A 19018-nucleotide genomic window follows, 5' to 3' on the forward strand; every position below is an offset into this window, starting at 1 on the left:
CTGGCCAGCCACTGCCGAGCAAGCACACGCTTGCCTGTCGCTGGTATGACGATGCTCGTATTCCAGCTCGCCGAGTTCTTGTTGTGTTACTTAAATCTGGAAGCAGCCGATTTTAGCGCACCACTCAGAGAATCCCACGCACTCTCAGCACCAGCCTTGAGGTCTTCCCAGGCATCCTCACTGGATTCCTTGAGTTCAGAAAGTTTCGAGTCTAAGGTTGCTTGCTTAGATTTTAATTCTTCAATTTGTTTGTAATATGCAATTTGCGCATTAGCTTTTTCTTTATCTGCCTTTGCCTTGAGTTTATCGATCTCTGCAGCACATTCATCCAGGTGCGCCTGCAGTTTCTTCTCGTAGGCTTCTTTCATGCTCATGAGTACCTCCCATTCTGTTTGTTTTATAATGAGCTTGGTGTTGAGTTCAGCTCAATCTTCCATTCTATCAGCTTGGCCTTAGGCTGACTATTTAAGAGCCTGTTCAAAGATAGCCTGGTTTCGTCAATTTCAATTTAGGTTGATCGACAAGTACACGCTTGCCAGATAAACTACCTATTCTGCAAATCAATGCGATCATCCCGTTTTTTAAATTTCTTCTGATAAAAGAACATCATATAGCAGTTAAATATACATTCCTATAAGAAACTATTTATTGTGCGCTGGCACTTGATTTTTACTTTCAGATTACTAGTGCTATTTCTTACTGGTTGCGCTGCCGTTGGGCCAGATTATGTGCCACCAGAAAAAATCACTCCCGAAAAATTTAATGCCGCACTGAGCGAAGATCAGAAAGCCAAATTATCGCTTCCTGAAACTGAGCAAGAAGCAGATGAGGCCAAAACGGAATTCACCAAACAAGTAACCCCCGCAATGTTGGCTGACTGGTGGAACACTCTGGAAGATCCATTATTAACGCAATTAATTGAATGGGCCATCAGGGGCAATCTTGATCTTCAGTTAGCGCAGTCACGACTGAGGGAAGAACGTGCTTCGCGGGGAATTGCCAGATCGGGGCTGTTTCCAACAATAGAAGGGGGTGCCGCATTTGCGCGCCAAAAATCCAGTGGGCAATCCGGTAGCGGCAATGAAGTGAACCTTTATTCCTCAGGCTTTGATGCCAGCTGGGAAATTGATTTATTTGGGAGCATCAGACGCTCGATTGAATCGGCACAAGCTTCCGTTGAAGCGCGCCAAGAAGAATTAAACGACACGCTGGTGACTTTGGTGGCCGAAGTCGCTATCAATTATATTGAAATTCGTGCCTTTCAAGCCCGGCTTGAAGCTGCTGTAAACAATCTGAAATCTCAAGATGAGACGCTACAAATAGTCCAGAATCGGTTAGATGCTGGACTGACATCAACGTTGTCTTTGGAGCAAGCGAAATATAACCTGGAAAATACCAAATCAGAGATTCCGATATTACAAACCGGTATTGAACAAGGTAAAAATGGTCTTGCAGTGCTGCTAGGAGAATACCCGGGATCATTGGCTGAAGCCTTGGAGCAGTACCAAAAAATTCCAACAGTGTCCATTGAGGTTGCTGTTGGCGTTCCAGCAGACTTGCTGCGCCGTAGGCCGGATGTCCGGCGTGCAGAGCGCGAATTAGCAGCGCAAACAGCTCAAATTGGCGTGGCTACTGCTGATCTTTACCCCAGACTATTCTTGTTTGGTTCCGTAGGATTGGAATCCATTTCTGCAGCCAGCTTTTTTACAGGGCCAGCAGCAGCCTTCCAACTTGGGCCCCAAATCACATGGCCAGTTTTTAATGCGGGTCGTATCCGACAAAACATAAATGTTCAAAGTGAGCAACAAAATCAGGCGCTGATTCAATACGAGGCTTCGGTATTAACCGCAGTTAAAGATGTGGAAAATGCTTTAATCGATTTTGCGAATGAACAAGTTCGCAGACAAGCTTTGATAAAATCCACACAATCAGCAAAATCAGCAGTTAGCCTGTCGCGTGAGTTGTACACTGCGGGCCTAACTGATTTTATTGGTGTGCTGGATGCAGAGAGAGCCTTATTTTCCTTTCAAGATCAGCTGGCAGTGAGTGAAGGCAAAGTTACTTCCAATTTGATTCGTCTGTATAAATCATTGGGTGGCGGATGGAAACCACTGATGCAAGATGCACCGCAGGCAGTTTTAGGTCAACAGTAAACACAATTTGAGGAACGTTGACTTGAAAAAAGTAAAACTGCTTATTTCTCTGCTAGGTCTTTCTTTGTTGGTCATTATTTCTGGCTGTCAAAATGATGATAGTAATTCTGCAAGCCAACTACAACAGCCTGCCCCGGCAGTAATGGTTACGCCGGTTATTCAGGAAAAAGTCGCCAAAACTCATGAACTGGTAGGTCGCACCGCCGCATTCAGAACGGTCAATCTAGTGGCTCGTGTACAAGGTTTTCTGGAAAAACGGAATTTCATAGAAGGAGATAGCGTTAAAGAGGGTGATATTTTATACGTGATAGAGCCAGCGCCTTATCAAATCGAAGTTAAGGCTGCACAAGCGAAAGTAGCCGAAGCTAAAGCTACTCTACAGAACGCCAGATCTTATTTGCAACGATTAAAAACGGTGCGCCAAGGCGGGGTGTCACAAATGGACCTTGATAAAGCCAGCAGTGATTTTCTTAGCGCACAAGCGCTGTTAACCAGTGCCCATGCCATGTTGGACCGGGCTAAATTGAATCTCAGTTACACTGAAATACGCTCCCCGATCAATGGGCGCATCGGTCGTAATTCTATCAGCCCAGGAAATCTCGTCTCACCAAACTCCGGCACTTTAGCAACGATCGTGCTAATCGACCCCCTGTATGTGATTTTTACGGTGAGCGAAGTTGATTTCCTTACCGAACTTCAAAACCAGTTGGAGAAGCGAGAGTCGACTATATTTGTTCCTAAAATTCAACTTACCAATGGAACCATTTATCCTTTTGAAGGAAAATCTGATTTTATCAGCCCCATCGTGGATGAAAAGACTGGAACTATCACGATTCGAGCAATTTTCCCAAACCCCGATACAAAAGAATTACCTGGTCAGACAAATACGCCACAAAGCCGCCGCTTACTGATGCCGGGACAATTTGTTAAAGTTTTGGTAAGACGAGATGATGTAGAGGCGGAACATGTTATTCCCCAGTCGGCTATGCAGGAAGATCAAAGTGGGAAATATGTGCTGGTTGTTGATACTGACAACCGCGTGCAAAAACGCTCAGTGACAGTAGGTGACAAAATCGGCATAAATTGGATCATTAAGCAAGGTTTGCAGGTGGGCGAATTAGTGATATCTGAGGGCGCGCAAAAGGTTCGCCCCGGCATTACCGTACAAACTACCATAGCGGTTACTTCTCAACCGATCGAGAAATAACCAGTGTTTAGTAATTTTTTTATTGAGCGTCCCCGCTTCGCTTTCGTCATTTCTATTGTCATTGTACTTGCTGGTCTGATATCCCTGTTAAAACTGCCTGTTTCTCTATTTCCCCAAATCACACCACCGCAAATACAAGTCAGTGCTTCATACCCGGGCGCAAATGCCCAGGTTGTAGAAGAAACCGTTGCTGCACCGATTGAATCTGTAGTTAATGGTGTCGAGGGCATGCTTTATATGTCTTCAGAAAGTGCCAATAATGGGACATACACGCTAGACATAACGTTTGAAATCGGAACTGACGTTGATATGGCAATGGTAAATGTCCAGAACCGATTGTCCCTGGCCACGCCAAGATTGCCCGAGGATGTCACCCGCTCAGGAATTACGGTACGAAAGCAATCTCCTGAATTTTTACAAATGGTATCTTTTACATCGCCGAATGGAACCTACGATCAATTATTTCTTAGTAATTTCATCAGTTTAAATGTAAACGATGTACTTTCTAGAGTCCCAGGTGTCAGCCAGGTTTCTATTTTTGGCGCCCAAGATTATTCGATCCGGATTTGGCTAAATCCAGACAAAATGGTGGATTTAGCCATCACCACTGAAGATGTGACCGCTGCTATCCGCGATCAAAATATACAAGCTGCAGCCGGACAAGTTGGGCAGCCACCCTTGGCTCCCGATCAACAATTCCAATACACCATTCAAGCCAAAGGACGGCTGTCCGAAGTATCAGAATTTCAAGATATTATTATCCGGGCACAAGCAGATGGTTCTACTGTAAAAATGAAAGACATCGCGCGCGTAGAGCTGGGTTCCCAAACGTTTAATGTTCTTTCTCGTTTGAATGGATCCCCTGCTGTTAATTTCGCTGTATATCAGCTGCCAGAAGCCAACGCACTGGAAGTTGCACAGGGTATCGAGAAGACTCTGAAACAGCTGGCAGAACGATTCCCTGAAGATATTGAGTATGCCTTGCCCTACGATTCCACTCGGTTTATCAATAACTCTTTGACAGAGCTCGTTCAAACGCTGTTTATTGCTTTGAGTTTGGTCATATTGGTGGTTTACGCTTTTATCCAAGACTGGCGTGCCACCTTGATCCCGGCGCTGGCAATTCCTGTATCACTAATCGGAACCTTTGCTATTTTGCTGGCGATGGGTTATTCCATCAACACTTTGTCATTGTTTGCGCTGGTGTTGGCGATTGGCATCGTCGTAGATGATGCAATTGTAGTGGTAGAAAATGTCCAGCGTCATCTACAGGAAGGATTATCCCCCCAAGATGCTACAAAAAAAACAATGACCGAAGTCACTGGTCCTGTTATTGCCACCACATTGGTTTTATTAGCGGTATTCGTACCCATCGCTTTTCTAGACGGTATTTCAGGTCAGCTCTATCGGCAGTTTTCTGTAACGATTGCCATAGCTGTTTCTATTTCATCGCTCACAGCTTTAACCTTGAGTCCCGCTTTATGCGCCATGATTCTTAGAAAACAACAGGCACGTCCGTGGTTTGCACTGCGCTGGTTTGAAAAGGCATTTGGAAGAGTTACTGAAGGTTATCTATTTTGCGTAAAAATTGTTGTAAGGCGATTAGTACTGACAGCACTAATTTTACTAATCATTACAGGCGGTGCATATTGGGTATTCAAAAACACGCCGACAGGATTTATTCCTCAGGAAGATCAGGGCATTATTTTTGTCGACATCCAGCTGCCTGATGGCGCTTCTTTGAACAGAACCGACGGCGTGGTTAAACAAATCGAGGCGCTACTCTCCGACCTTCCAGGCGTAGAGGATATCGTTTCTTTAGCAGGAATTGGATTGCTGAGTGGTGTCAAATCAAACTCAGGAATGGTGATCAGTATTCTCAAGCCTTGGGATGAACGCACATCACCCGAGTTATCCAGTGATGCACTTGTTGCACAAATATGGGGCATGATGGCGCAAATTCCCGGCGCCAATTTGATCGCCTTCACTCCCCCACCTATCAGTGGCCTAGGCAGTACCGGGGGGTTTGAATTTCAGCTGCAGGATAAAAGAGGCGGCGACCCCCAAGATCTTTCTGCAGCAATGCGTGGCTTTTTAATGGAAGCCAATCAAGATGCTCATTTGCAAAATGTGTACAGCACGTTTCGCGCGGATGTTCCACAGATAAAGCTGGAAATAGATCGCCTGCAAGCAAAAGCGCTGGGCATTCCCGTGCGAGAGATTTTTTCAAGCTTACAGACACAACTAGGTTCTCTCTATGTCAACGATTTTAGTAAATTTGGCCGGGTCTATCGGGTAATTCTTCAAGCCGAAATACCTTATCGGGACAATGCTGATGATATCGGACGTATTTATGTGCGAAGTTCAGAAGGCGTTATGGTTCCTCTTCGGACATTAACAAAAACATCCTCGATGTTGGGTCCTGATAGCCTCACACGTTTTAATATGTATCGTTCCGCACAAATCAATGGAAGCCCTGCCCCTGGATTAAGTTCCGGGCAAGGCATATCTGCAATGGAACAACTTGCAAAGCGAGTGCTTCCAGATGGAACAGAGTTTGAATGGTCTGGTATGTCATTTCAAGAAGTTCAGACAGGTTCTCAATTACCCATCATATTTGGCCTGGCTTTAATATTTGTTTTCTTGTTTTTAGTAGCCCAATACGAAAGCTGGTCCATCCCTTGGGGAGTCATACTTTCCGTTCCAGTCGCCTTAGCAGGCGCGCTCATTATGATGTGGGGGATGAGAAATGTTTTGGATATTTACGCCCAGATTGGTCTCGTCATGTTGGTCGGTATGGCTTCAAAAAACGCAATCCTTATCGTCGAGTTTGCCAAAGTGCAAAGGGAGAGTGGGCTGTCGATAGCTGAAGCAGCCATCAAATCCGCCCAACTCCGTTTTAGAGCAGTCATGATGACAGCGATTTCCTTCATTCTCGGTGTGCTCCCATTAGTCGTCGCATCAGGCGCAGGCGCAGCAAGTCGTCAATCACTCGGAACTGTTGTTTTTGGAGGAATGCTGGTTTCAGCAATCATTGGAACAATTTTAGTTCCGGCTTTCTACGTGATCATTCAATCTATGACGGAAAACATGCGGCAACCCAAAACTCGCCTTTAAGCGTATTAATTTGCAAAATGACAACCGGCAATTGTCTTCTTAAAATAGGACAATAATGCATGGGATTTGCCCTTGATTTGGTAGAAATATGTTCTAAAAGTGCTTGCTTAACAGCTACATCAAGTAAAATCGGCCTCTATTTTCCAAGGCTTGGCTAATCAGTGGTTGCTCAAGCACTGTTTTGGGACCGGCAGGTCAATCCACAAATACGCTGCAACCAATCTAGCGACAATACTCATCCATCCGACACACTTTATGGCATAAGCCATGGGCACCGCCATTGTAATAAAAATATTACGCTCTACATTCTGCTAATTAACAAGCGCGCGTGCGTCCAACCACAATCTCCGACGTCATAACAAAATGAGACAACTCAAATTTTCGGCGGAGCCCAATGTCTCATAATATAAAATATATATACTAAAAAATATCAATTGAAACACTAAAACCTTGATAAATACTTGAAAGATTGACATTTTAAAAATCTAGCATAGCCGCTATGATGATAGACAGGCTCCGCTCTTTTTATGTATTATTTTTGTTCGATTAATTGTTGTGAAGTATTAGGTTTTGGTTTTCATCTTATTTCTGGCGATGCCGGCGAGAGATTTCTCAATACTGGCCAACTCAATCGGTACTTGACGAACACAGCATCATGATCCGAAGTCATAATCCCGTCGACAGGATCATCAAACAGCATTTCCATGGAGAGCGGCATAACGGAAATCTGGTTGCCAGGCACCCACCCCTGCAAATCCTGAGTTTCCTGCCAAGGTGCATCAGAATGCCACTCAAACTGAGTTTCGCAGTCTTCCGGGTTCGCGCTACAAAACGCGGAAACTTCATTTATCCTGTAAATAGAAGTCTCGACAAAGTAGACGAGGCGATCGCTAGAATTGCGCATGTTCAAATCCCCTCCCCATATGAATGGCAGATCCCGGTTTATTATTTTTCTTAGAAAATCTCTGGCTTCGTCAACTTGAAGGTTATGAGCAATGAGTGCTCGCTCGTCCGTAACGCCGGAGCGGCCTCGGGAGTTAAAGTGAGTGGTAGCTACTCGAAGATGGTAAGGCAATCCAGGCACTTCGATCTCGGCGACTAATAGTCCCTTGTTTGCCAGGCAGTCGAAACCAGCGCATTCCCACTGATTGAACGGGTGCTTGTATACCACTTTAATGGGAAAGTTACTGGCAAGAATGAGTCCGCTGGATTGCCATTTGCCCAGCTTCTCCCCTTTCCAAAAACTACGATCATCAATAAAGCTTTGGCTGACGCGGTCGGAATACTTCAAACCAAGATCCGAAACACCGGGTCCAGCCACCCAGTTTGGATATCCACCACGGACCGGTATCTCCGCCGCCGCAGAGATAAATGCTTCCTGTAACATCACGATGTCTGGTTCCAGTCCTTGCCGGCGAAGCTCTCCAAGAAAATCACCGATGTCTCGCAACGCCGCGCTTCTATTACAGGCTATCGAAATTCTATCCCCGTACTCATCCTCGGTCCGAGATTTTTTGCCACAACCTATCGGCCAGGGTAAGCCAGCTACGTTGTAAATCAATACGCTCAATTCAAGAGAACGGACGCCCGTAATCGGGTCGATCTGGATTTCGGGTACTCGCGCCAGGCCATTTTGTGGAAGTGGCTCATGTTTGAATGTAGTGCCGCAACCGGCCGATATCATTGCGGCAACGATCATCCACATCCATTGACGAAATCTGCCAAACCATGATTGTAAAATTGACGTCGTAGCGGCACTCGTCATAAATTGTTATCCTGATTCACTCTTTCTAAGTCTCGATTATGTTGCTTGATCTACACTTTGCACACAACAAACGCTTCCCGACAAGAGTCTCAAACAGCCCCAAGAAATCAGGAATAGTACGGTTGATGAAGGCGCCGATATGCCTAGGGATAAAAAAATGCACTTCCATTTTATTTTTTCAGAAATCAAAACAATATCACTACTGCCCCGCTAACTGCACATCAAAGTCAACTGATAGATAACCGGAGTCAAAGACAAATTAAATGCCACTTTATTTTTCTATACAATTTGTTACTAACAAACAGTAGCTAACAACTCATCTTTCAAAAATATCGCTGGTTGGTGTGCCAGCTTGTCTGATTCGTAAAGACAACAACAAATGAATTTAAGAGTTGTTTGAAAACAGCTAACTGAAAAATCAAATATAGCTTTTTTTATTTTTCGCAATAAAGCCTCTGGGCTATGGGTCCGCATCTTGCGTTGCACCAGCTTTACCCATGAGCAATTCCGGGGGCTCGTGGGGTCCGGATGGGTATTTGTATATCACTGGACACGACCATGGCGAAATACACGTAATGGAGCTTCCAGACGCAGGCTCAATTCTTCATCGGGTGGCTTATAGTGAGGGTGCCGCTTATGGAAAGTCAGAGAATTGCAAGTAAGTTGAAATTAGCAAACACAGGCCATCTTCGTAAGCCAGACCAGCTCAACACCCAATAGGCAGTTCGCTTATGCTTATTTTTGCACTCATCTATTTGGCAATCTCCAGTTTTCGACTTTGCGTATACAAATACCTGACCAAATCGTATTCAAACGGCGAGCCGCTCTGATAGTAACGAAATTTGGTTTGCTTACGCATATTAATGGCCCTAGTGAGACTAAATGTAGCCCCTGCAACCTGATGAGTAGAAAAGTTAAAGGCAGACCAGTAGACGACGTTATAAGCCAAAGAATCGACTAGCAAACCAAAACCGTCGCGGGCATTCATCGGGCCCATTATTGGTACTACCAGATAGGGGCCATCACCTACACCATAATGCCCCAGAGTTTGTCCAAAGTCTTCCTGGTATTCAAGTATTCCCCAAGTGCTTGCATGATTCCAAAGCCCGGCAATACCCAAAGTCGAGTTAATTAGAAAGCGGGACAAAGCATGTAATGATGATTTGGGTTTTAATTGGAGAATTGAGTTTATCAAATTGGATAATTCACTTAAATTGGAGAAGAAATTATTAATCCCAGTCTGGGCAATTTTTGGCATGATAAATTCATAACCCTGAACAACGGGTAGAAACACATACTGATCAAATTTGGCATTAAATTTATAGATACTCCTGTTGAAACCCTCCCACGGATCATAGATTCGCATAGGATAGGTGATATCTTCATTGTCACTTAAAGTTCTTTGAGCCGGAATAATTTTGTCTTGTTGCTTGGGCGCCAGGCTGCAACCCGTCAACACGCCGAAACTCAATAACAGAATGAGAAGTCGGATTATCGTGAGCAGGTATTTATTGATCATTGTTTCCCGTACTGTTTAATGCTTAAAAAAATTAAGCATGTACTCCACATTGTCTTTGTAATCTATGTTCCCTAAATGGCCGCCAGTTGGGTATATTTTCGCTCTCGACTTAAAAATACGTTTCAAATAATCAAGTTCATCTGATGCAAGAATAAAATCATCCTGATTGGTCATTAGTCCGATTTTTTTCGAGCTTATCAAATAATCCTCAATACTTTTGAGGCTAGTGCTGGCAATTAAATCCTGTTTGCTCAGATTTGGGTATTTGGCTTGGAAATATGGATAAAAGTATTCATTGAAATAATCTAGAAAGCTGATCCTGAAGCTAACGCTCATATAGTCGGTTAACGAACTTGTGCTGGTTAGTGCCAGGCTTTGAGGGACTATATATCCGCCTTTTCTGACAACATCGGAGACAAAGTACATATCTGCAGCAAAAATGCGAAATGTAATACCGATAATAGCGGCCAGTTTTTCCGGAGTAGCTTTTAGGGTCTTAAATACTTCATAGAAAAATTCTTCGTTGATATCGACAAAATCGCCCATTACGTAAATTTCAGATAATAAATCCATGGTTTCAGCCATGAATTCGTCCATTTTGTCCAGTCCACCCGGCAAATTATTGACCAGAAGATCATCAAATATCCTGACGGAATTGAACAAATTGACTGGCGGATTGATCATCAATACCTTATTGAAATTGAAAGTTTTACGACCTTCATCTATTTTTGAAATAAAGGCGGATTGAGCGCCCCCCAGACTGTAGCCGGTGAGATGAAATTCGGTCACAGCCAGATCGTTTCGGATATCCTCCCAGACTAGTTCCATTACGTTATAAAGATCTTCGGAGTCTTCCTGAAGATTACCGGGGACTGAATTTGACGATGCCGAAACGATAAAGCTTGGATGTGTGGGAGAACTCAGCGTGACAACATGAAAACCAGCCTGGTAGAAAACCCTAAGCAGCATATTGATTTTAGATGAATTATAATCACTCCCAGCGCCAGCAATAACAAAAATCAATGGTGCCGCCCCTTTCTGAGGTGCCAGAAAATATTTCAGGTTCTCGTCGTACCAAAAAATATCAGGAGTTTTTCGATCCTTGAACACCTTCAGTTTTTTGGTTTTAACGTTAACATTTTCCGGAACCTCAGCTTTAAACGCCTCGGACGTACCAATAATTGTAGCCACAAAAGGATCTTTTATCGGGTATTCATAGGCCGAGGAATTGCTGTAGACACCTGTTAAAACAAAAAACGAAGAGATACAGATCAGTATTTTTTTCATAATGCTTCTTGAATGCAATTAAGATTTTATATGCTACGAATAAAATAGAACGGCCGCAATGAATCCATCTTCCAAGGGACAGCTTGTTGTTTTAACCTCTGAGATGCCTGCTCTTGTAGCTCTTTCTTCCACAAACCAACTTCCGTCGGATGTACACCAAACTCCCGGCCTATTCCATTCACTGCCTTTATACCGCGGATTGCTTCAAGTGCAACTTTAGCCTTCAAATTACCCGTAAAATTCTTGCGCTTTGTTCCACTCATCTCCTGCTCCTTTTACAGCAGGTTACCATCTTAATTTGCTGTCCGAAAATTAGGGCCCGCTATATCGAAATGATGCACATGACCCATAAAGATCAAATGACAGAAGAATATCAGACATCATCAGATATCTTTTGCAAAGCAATTTTATCCGCTGGCAGAATAAATCCGTCTAGCTTAAAGAAATGACATGTCAGTTCATCCGAAATTATGAGTTTTAGCGGTTAATGCGACAGAACCCTGACCTTTACCCCTGAGTGCCTCTCGCCTGAAGCGCCAGAACGCAGCAGAATTCTTTGACTTTTTTGTGCTAACTGGACCAGAATGCGGTCATTTTTTGATCGATTATTACCTTGTTTGACAACCGAAGCAGCTTTTAGTACATTCAAATCTCATTGAAAAGGTGGTTTATTTTTCCTATACCCCATCAGCTGCAGTAGTACTTAAGGGCTAGCGCACGACGAAATATCGTCGTTATATACTCTAAAGGAGTGATTAAACCATGACCGACGATACAGATTCAAATGGCACCGTTGTAGACGACCCGACCCGCCGGAATTTCATCAAGGCGACAAGCCGGGTGGCCGGTGGTTCTGTCGGCGGTGCGCTGCTTGGTGGCGTTTTTGTAGGTCAGGCCGCGCAGGCCAAACCGAATGAACCAAAGGAACAAAAGCAACCCGAGACACCCAATTTTCAGGAAGCGCGGCAATTTTTTACGCGTACCGACGATTTCGAGGTTCTAAAAGCGGCTACGGAATGCGTGTTCCCGGAAGACGATAACGGTCCGGGAGCCGTTGGTTTGAACGTACCTTATTTTATAGATAAGCAATTGGCCGGCTTATGGGGCGTCAACGGACAAGACTATCGGGCCGGGCCGTTTCAACCGCAAGCAAGCCAAGACCCTGGGCATGTACAGCCGCACCCCGAGCAGTCGGCTATGAATAGAGGTGCCATTTTTCTAAATGGCTTGCGTAAACTGAATGAGGTAAGCGAAAAACGTTTCGGTAAGCGTTTCGAAAGCGCTAACGAGGAACAGCAAATCCAGATTTTGCAGGCTTTCGAGAATGATGATATCGATATGGTCGGCGTAGCGGCCTCGGACTTTTTTACATTATTGCGACAGACGACTCTCGAAGGCGCTTATTCCGACCCTTTGTATGGCGGCAACAAGAATATGCAGGGTTGGAAGATGAAGGAGTATCCCGGCGCTCAAGCGTCTTATTCAGCCGTTATTGAACAAGACGAGTTTGTGAAGCTGGAGCCAATAAGCCTGACCGACTATCAGGGTTAGACCAAAAAATGCTGGAGATTATGTAATGACCGAAAAACTGAATAAAGTCGATGCCGTCATTGTTGGTTCCGGCTGGGCGGGCGGTATTGTAGCTGCTGAACTGACCAAGAAGGGGCATAACGTCGTTATTCTGGAACGTGGTAAAGCCAGGGGATCCAGCGACTTCGTCGCAATGAAAGATGAATTGCGCTACTCGTCGCGCTACGAATTGATGCAGGATTTAAGTAAGGAAACGTTAACGTCGCGCAACGGTTTGAACAAAACAGCATTGCCAGTACGCAATAATTATCATGCAAGGCTAGGCACAGATACTGGCGGTGCAGGCGATCACTGGAACGGCATAGCCTTTCGCTGGCTGCCCTACGATTTTGAGATTTATTCTAAAACCGTCGAGCGTTACGGCGCGGAAAAGATTCCGCAGGGCACCACCATTCAGGACTGGGGCATAACTTACGACGAGCTCGAGCCCTACTACGATCAATATGAAAAAGCAGCGGGAATCTCAGGAGAAGAGAATCCGCTTGGACCACGGCGTTCGGACAAATACCCCAACCCGGCGATGAAAACTACGCCAACTATTACGCTGTTCAAGGACGCGAGTAAAAAGCTTGGTTATCATCCTTACCATTTGCCGTCGGCCAACATGTCGCAAGCGTATACCAACCCCGATGGCGAGCTAATCAATGGCTGTATGTACTGCGCCTTCTGCGAAGAGTACGGCTGCGGTTTTAATGCAAAGTCGAGTCCGACCGTTACGGTACTGGCGACTGCGGAGAAAACGGGACACCTCGAGCTGCGTAATAACGCCAACGTAACGCGCGTCGCTCATGATGGAACGCGTGCAACCGGCCTGGTATATACAGATACCAACACGGGCAAAACCTACGAACAACCAGCCGATGTCGTCGTGCTGGCGGGCTTCGTTTTTAACAATACGCGCCTGTTGTTGTTATCGGACATCGGTAAGCCTTATGATCCAAAAACCGGAAACGGCATTATTGGCAAGAACTTCACCGGGCATTTCACTAATATCTCCACGTATATTGGTGCCCGCGGATTCTTTAAGGATAAAAAATTTAATACGTTTATGGGAACCGGAGCGCTCGGTGCCACCATTGACGACTTTAGCGGGGATAACAAAGATCACTCGAATTCTGACTACTTGCATGGATTCGAAGTGCATTACAGTCAGCTGGGTGCGCGCCCAATTGCCAACAATCATGTGCCAAAGGGGACACCGACCTGGGGAAAGGTATTCAAAAAGAATTCGATCTACTATTACAACCGCAACTTATTTATAACGCCCCAAAGCGGATTCTTGCCTAATAAAAACAGCTACATGGATTTGGATCCTACTTACAAGGATGCTCTCGGAAATCCGCTATTGCGTGTTACGTGCGAATACCAAGACCAGGATCGCAAACGGGCGCGGGCCGGCGTTGCCGTATGCAAACAAATTATGCAGCAGATGGGTGCGGATATCGTTGATGTTGACGACGTGCCTGATGATACCAACTTTAACCACCGGTTTTTTACTGACCACTTCTTTGGCGGTGCAATCATGGGCGAAGGCCCGCACAACTCCGCCGTGAATACGTTTTCGCAAATGTGGGATATGGAAAATCTGTTTGTTGTCGGCGGCTCCTCGTTTCCGCACAACAGCAATTACAACCCAACCGTGACAATAGGGGCGTTTGCGTATCGGGCGGCTGAAGGCATAAACAAGTATTTCAGCCAGGGTGGCGGCCTCGTGCAGCAAGCAAAGACGAATAAAGGCGATACCTGACAGAGATCGGCTGAAGACTTACATGGACGCTCACAGCGCACCGAGCACTGCCCGCACTGCGGCGGGAATATGAAGATCATCACCGTCATCTTGGAATGCAGGGCAATCAATAAAACTCTTGATTATCTCGGTCTACCCACTCATGCACCCATTTAGCTAATCCTCTCCAAGGCGTCGAATTCAACCTCGTAGCTAGGCTCAGGGCGCTTAAATAGATATTCGCCGTTGCGGATAGATGCCAATACGTCAGCCCGCTGGCGTACAGCCTCAAACGGCGTTTTTGCATTCAAGACTATAAAGTTAGCCGGTTTACTCGCCTCAATGCCATACTCATCTTCAACATTCAGTGTTTTGGCACCGTTGATAGTAATTAGATCGAGGCATCGATCTAATTCATCGAACGACATCGTCTGTGCCAGATGAATACCGTTATCCAAAATATTCATCATATTCCCATTACCTGCCGGGTACCAAGGATCATTGATAGAATCCTGCCCGTAACATACATTGATACCACTCTCCCATAGCTCTTTTACGCGAGTGAGACCGCGACGCTTTGGGTAGGTATCTTGTCGGCCTTGCAGATAAGCGTTCTCGGTTGGCAAAGAGATGAAGTGCATCCCTGATTTTTTAAATAATGCCATCATACGAAATGCGTAAGCATTATCTGCAGAGCCGAAAGAGCAAGTATGACTGGCCGCTGTACGAGCACCAATGCCTTCGGACATCACCAGAGCGTTGAGCAATTCAACAAAACGGGCCATGACATCATCGGTCTCATCGCAGTGGACATCAATCAGTTTGTCATACTTCATCGCCAGTTCTACGGTTTTGTGCATAGACTTTTCGCCGATCTCGCGTGCCCATTCGAAATGCGGGATAGCCCCGACGCAGTCTGCGCCCATTTTTAACGCTTCTTCGACCATTTCATCGCCGCCCTTATAGGCATACATCCCTTCTTGCGGAAAGGCGACGATCTGGATGGTGATACTGTCTTTGAGTTGCTCACGTATTTCCAGCATTGCCTTCAAACCTGTCAGCTTGGGGTCATCTACGTCAATATGTGTCCGGATAAACTGGACACCCTTGGAGACTTCTTCATTAATCCCTTTCAGTGCGCGCTCCTTGGCCTCTTCGAAAGTTTGGGTCTTTTTCACATCATGCCAGCGGGCAATGCCTTCAAACAACGTGCCGGTTAAGTTTGCGGCGCCGTCATTTTTACCGGTGTACACATAGTCCAAATGCAAATGAGCATCGACATATGGCGAGATCACAAGGCGACCCTGAAGATCAATTTCCTCATCAGCCTTCGGCAGATTTTTTCCAATCTGCTTAATCAGACCTTTGTCGACTGAAATTTCACTTGTTTCGTCGTGCTGTCCGTAGATGCGGGCATTGATAAATTTTTTCATGTTTATTCTCCTTTTGGGATTTGAAAATGCTTTTAGGAAGCTCTGAGTGTGCCTTTGGCGAAAAACGCGATGATAGTAGCCAGGGCGAATGCCGTTAGCGACACGTAAACAATGGCTGTGACACCGGTTTCAGGGAAACGGGTTAACAATAGCCCGCCGATCCAGGTTGAAATCATTATAGAAAAGTTAAAGATACTGGACTGTACAGACGTTGCAACAGCAACACCGTCTTTAACCTGTTTTGTGACTGCGGTTTGGTACATCGTAACAACAGGACCGAAGGCAACGCCCCAGAGGAAAAACGCAATATGCGAGATCCCAGCAGCTCCGCCAAACATAAGCAAAAGGATCATTGAAAGGCCACCAATGGCGAGCATAAATACGATTAAGGCACGCAAATGGGCATCAATAAATTTGGCTGTCACAACGACCGATAGAACAGACCCTATTCCGAAAATTAACAGCGCAAGTCCAATGCCTCCGATGAAGTCAATCAATTCCACACCTGATTAGCAACGAACGTCAGCAAGATTTGTCTGACGAGTTTGTTGCGACATAAAAGTCATGGCTGTTAAATGATACAAGGAGTGATCGATCATGGCGATGAATCGAATTCAGTTTCAATCTGGACTGTCGATGCTGGAATTTCTCAAGGGCTTTGGTACGGAGGTGCAGTGCGAGCTAGCGCTGGAGGTTGCCCGTTGGTCGGATGGGTTTCACTGTCCACGCTGTAACGGTACTGCTTACTATGCCATACGTGATGGTATACGCAAGGTTTTTCAATGCAGAGCCTGCCGACATCAGGCCTCATTGATTGCCGGGACAGTTTTTCAGGGCACTAAACTACCGTTGACCGTCTGGTTTTTGGCAATTTATCTGGTTAGTTAGGCCAAGACTGGTTTGTCGTCCCTGGCGCTCAAGCGCCAGCTGGGAGTGAGCTATCCTACGGCATGGTTGATACACCACAAACTGATGCAGGCGATGGCTAATCGTGAGGAGCGCTATGTCCTTGATGGCAGAATCCAGGTCGATGATGCTTATCTTGGTGGAGAGCGTGCGGGAGGAAAAGCGGGCAGAGGTTCAGAGAATAAGGTGCCTATTGTTGTCGCTGTGTCTCTGACTGAGGATGATCACCCTTTGCGCGTGAGGCTTACCCCGGTCTCGGGATTTATACGCTAAAGGCAATTTCAGCTTGGGCAAAGGATTGTCTGGCACCCGGCTGCACGGTATTCTCGGATGCCTTGGCCTGCTTTGGTGCCGTCACCAAAATTGGCTGTAGCCACCATTTTACAGTTATCGCCGGACGCAAACCAAAGGAGACTCCCGAGTTCCGGTGGATCAACACTATTCTCGGCAATCTCAAGACCAGCTTGTCGGGTTGTTACCATGCTTTCAACTTCCGCAAGTATGCCGCTCGCTATCTTGCCGCCTTCAGCTACCGATTCAACCGGCGTTTTGATCTTTGCTCACTGCACGAACGATTGCTGATCGCCGCTGCTTCGACCACTCCGCAGCCCTTGCACTCTATTCGAATGGCTGACGTTTGTTGTTAATCAGGAAATTCTTAAAGTTCTATCAATCCAAATCCCGCTTTGGGTCGCTTTCGGCCATCAACAGTCAGTCACCAGTTTCAAATGAACGGCTGGTCAACCTAGAGAAGCTGTCATCCAGCGACAGCCAATTGTTCAAACTGGGCGGTGAAATGGTGAAATATTTATTTTAAATAATGACAACGTTTTGGATTAGTAACGTCCTATCCGAGTAAGTGTTGATTGCAGTTACCGTGTTGAAGGCAATAAGCATCGCTAAAATCGCGCGCCAATATAAGACATTGATCTTAATCTTATGGTTAGGTTAAAGTAATTTATGGTGACGCTATATTCCTTAACCTGATTTGAAATTCAGTATTTGATAATCCAGGTTCGATTAATAGGTTAAACTGTTCCTTAACCGATGGTGTGTTTACGGGAACAACAATCTGTTCCAACCTTCACCACACCATCAAAACGTATCGCCGTTTTATCACTCGCCGGACTTGGAGATTTGCCTCTCCACCAGCACCGAACCATGCACAATCGTCTGGCCGATTGATCACCAGTCAGGGGAGCGTTCCGTCTGCCCGCTATCACAGTAAAATTGTCAAAATAAAACTGACAAAATAGAGTGCAAAGCAAACAATAATGAATACGAATATGAGATGAAACAAGAATAATATCAGCCTGATACCAATATTTAATATTGGTATCACCAAAAGCCCAGCCAGACTTCCGATAAAAAAATACCTGATTAGTTACTTCTCTCAGAAATCTTGTAAAATCTACAAATTGCGAAGAAACGTAGCAAAATCAGAGGAGGATGGCAATGGCGATGAATAAAATTCAGTTTCAGGCAGGCCTGTCACTGCATGAATTTCTGCATCAATATGGCACGGAAGCACAATGTGAAGCAGCATTGTTTGCTGCGAGGTGGCCACATGGCTGGAGATGCCTGCGCTGCGATGGGGAGCGATATTCCTGTACCCATAACGGCCGCAAGCTATGGGAATGCCTGGATTGTGGCTACCAATGTTCTTCAATTGTCGGCACCGTGTTTGAAAATACTAAATTACCGCTAAGAACCTGGTTTCTGGCCATTTACTTGATGACGCAAAGCAAGAATGCGGTCAGTGCATTGGAACTCAAACGTCAGCTGGGGGTAAGTTACAAAACGGCATGGTCGATCAAGCATAAGCTGTTACAGACCATGCTGCTGCGCGAAGAGCAACGCCGTCTGGATGGACGCGTGGAGGTTGACGATGCTTATCTGGGAGGTGAAAGGCCGGGAAAGCGCGGGCGGGGCGCGGCAAGTAAGACGCCATTTGTAGCGGCAATACAAACAAACAGCGAGGGGAAGCCACTTTATATACGCTTGACTCCCGTAGCGGGTTTTACATATGAAGCGCTCAAACAGTGGTCGGCTGAATGTCTGTCATCTACTGCACGAGTCGTATCTGATGGTTTGGGGTGTTTCGGGGCGGTTACGCATACAGCCGCGCAGCATGAGCGCCATATTGTGGGAAGTGGCAAATCTGCTGTGCAGCGTGCCGAGTTTCGCTGGGTCAATACGCTTCTTGGCAATCTCAAGACTGCCTTCAGCGGAACCTACCATGCATTCAATCACGCCAAGTATGCACAGCGCTATCTTGCAGAATTCTCCTATCGCTTCAATCGCCGTTTTGATTT

13 protein-coding genes and 2 pseudogenes are annotated in these 19018 nt (G+C 45.7%); 8 read left to right on the forward strand and 7 right to left on the reverse strand.

Annotation, left to right across the window (positions count from 1 at the left end; translation table 11 throughout):
- Positions 1–86 precede the first annotated feature (86 nt).
- Positions 87–374, reverse strand: coding sequence for a sll1863 family stress response protein (locus NSMM_RS14840; protein ID WP_090288690.1), 288 nt, complete (start codon positions 372–374; stop codon positions 87–89).
- A 288-nt stretch (positions 375–662) separates the two neighbouring features.
- Between NSMM_RS14840 and NSMM_RS14845 the strand changes: the two genes are divergently transcribed.
- From NSMM_RS14845 to NSMM_RS14855, 3 genes are read left to right on the forward strand one after another with little or no spacing between them, the layout of a single operon-like run.
- Positions 663–2153 carry an efflux transporter outer membrane subunit gene (locus tag NSMM_RS14845; protein WP_245654842.1) on the forward strand — a complete coding sequence of 497 codons (1491 nt, stop codon included), beginning with the start codon at positions 663–665 and terminating at the stop codon, positions 2151–2153.
- 22 nt (positions 2154–2175) lie between these two features.
- Positions 2176–3360 carry an efflux RND transporter periplasmic adaptor subunit gene (locus NSMM_RS14850; protein ID WP_245654843.1) on the forward strand — a complete coding sequence of 395 codons (1185 nt, stop codon included), beginning with the start codon at positions 2176–2178 and terminating at the stop codon, positions 3358–3360.
- Between the two features lie 3 nt (positions 3361–3363).
- Complete coding sequence (locus NSMM_RS14855; protein ID WP_090288694.1) at positions 3364–6477, forward strand: efflux RND transporter permease subunit; 3114 nt, start codon at positions 3364–3366, stop codon at positions 6475–6477.
- Between the two features lie 577 nt (positions 6478–7054).
- Here NSMM_RS14855 and NSMM_RS14860 read toward each other — a convergent pair.
- From NSMM_RS14860 to NSMM_RS14875, 4 genes are all read right to left on the reverse strand, one after another.
- On the reverse strand, positions 7055–8242 hold the full coding sequence (locus NSMM_RS14860) for an endonuclease/exonuclease/phosphatase family protein (RefSeq protein ID WP_090288696.1): 1188 nt from the start codon (positions 8240–8242) through the stop codon (positions 7055–7057).
- 751 nt (positions 8243–8993) lie between these two features.
- Positions 8994–9713: an MlaA family lipoprotein gene (locus NSMM_RS14865; RefSeq protein ID WP_218121152.1), complete on the reverse strand. Its 720-nt coding sequence runs from the start codon at positions 9711–9713 to the stop codon at positions 8994–8996.
- A 63-nt stretch (positions 9714–9776) separates the two neighbouring features.
- A complete protein-coding gene (locus tag NSMM_RS14870; RefSeq protein ID WP_090288700.1) occupies positions 9777–11048 on the reverse strand; it encodes an alpha/beta fold hydrolase family protein in 1272 nt (423 codons plus the stop codon).
- Between the two features lie 26 nt (positions 11049–11074).
- Positions 11075–11311 (reverse strand): hypothetical protein, encoded by a 237-nt coding sequence (locus NSMM_RS14875; RefSeq protein WP_090288702.1) that lies wholly within the window; start codon positions 11309–11311, stop codon positions 11075–11077.
- A gap of 499 nt (positions 11312–11810) precedes the next feature.
- Here NSMM_RS14875 and NSMM_RS14880 point away from each other — a divergent pair, with 499 nt between their 5' ends.
- The 3 genes and pseudogenes from NSMM_RS14880 (at position 11811) to NSMM_RS14885 (ending at position 14385) form a co-directional block, all read left to right on the forward strand.
- Positions 11811–12599: a gluconate 2-dehydrogenase subunit 3 family protein gene (locus NSMM_RS14880; protein ID WP_090288704.1), complete on the forward strand. Its 789-nt coding sequence runs from the start codon at positions 11811–11813 to the stop codon at positions 12597–12599.
- A gap of 25 nt (positions 12600–12624) precedes the next feature.
- Positions 12625–12747: pseudogene (locus tag NSMM_RS17240) on the forward strand (NAD(P)-binding protein); the annotation flags it as partial.
- Between the two features lie 411 nt (positions 12748–13158).
- Positions 13159–14385 carry a GMC oxidoreductase gene (locus NSMM_RS14885; protein WP_425412392.1) on the forward strand — a complete coding sequence of 409 codons (1227 nt, stop codon included), beginning with the start codon at positions 13159–13161 and terminating at the stop codon, positions 14383–14385.
- A 152-nt stretch (positions 14386–14537) separates the two neighbouring features.
- Here the strand turns inward: NSMM_RS14885 and NSMM_RS14890 are convergent, their stop codons facing one another.
- Positions 14538–15797 (reverse strand): amidohydrolase family protein, encoded by a 1260-nt coding sequence (locus NSMM_RS14890; RefSeq protein WP_090288707.1) that lies wholly within the window; start codon positions 15795–15797, stop codon positions 14538–14540.
- Positions 15798–15829: 32 nt separating this feature from the next.
- A complete protein-coding gene (locus NSMM_RS14895) occupies positions 15830–16294 on the reverse strand; it encodes an MFS transporter (RefSeq protein ID WP_143001971.1) in 465 nt (154 codons plus the stop codon).
- Between the two features lie 100 nt (positions 16295–16394).
- Here NSMM_RS14895 and NSMM_RS14900 point away from each other — a divergent pair.
- Positions 16395–17350: pseudogene (locus NSMM_RS14900) on the forward strand (IS1595 family transposase).
- An 808-nt stretch (positions 17351–18158) separates the two neighbouring features.
- On the forward strand, positions 18159–19018 hold an 860-nt coding region (locus NSMM_RS14905), incomplete at its 3' end, for an IS1595 family transposase (protein WP_090283480.1).

Origin of the sequence: Nitrosomonas mobilis (assembly GCF_900103035.1) — a bacterium.
Classification (GTDB): Bacteria; Pseudomonadota; Gammaproteobacteria; order Burkholderiales; family Nitrosomonadaceae; genus Nitrosomonas; species Nitrosomonas mobilis.

Coding starts and splice junctions, on each gene's coding strand:
- NSMM_RS14840 (WP_090288690.1), bottom strand. CDS start 374: ATGAGCATGAAAGAAGCCTACGAGAAGAAACTGCAGGCGCACCTGGAT.
- NSMM_RS14860 (WP_090288696.1), bottom strand. CDS start 8,242: ATGACGAGTGCCGCTACGACGTCAATTTTACAATCATGGTTTGGCAGA.
- NSMM_RS14870 (WP_090288700.1), bottom strand. CDS start 11,048: ATGAAAAAAATACTGATCTGTATCTCTTCGTTTTTTGTTTTAACAGGT.
- NSMM_RS14875 (WP_090288702.1), bottom strand. CDS start 11,311: ATGAGTGGAACAAAGCGCAAGAATTTTACGGGTAATTTGAAGGCTAAA.
- NSMM_RS14880 (WP_090288704.1), top strand. CDS start 11,811: ATGACCGACGATACAGATTCAAATGGCACCGTTGTAGACGACCCGACC.
- NSMM_RS14885 (WP_425412392.1), top strand. CDS start 13,159: ATGAAAACTACGCCAACTATTACGCTGTTCAAGGACGCGAGTAAAAAG.
- NSMM_RS14890 (WP_090288707.1), bottom strand. CDS start 15,797: ATGAAAAAATTTATCAATGCCCGCATCTACGGACAGCACGACGAAACA.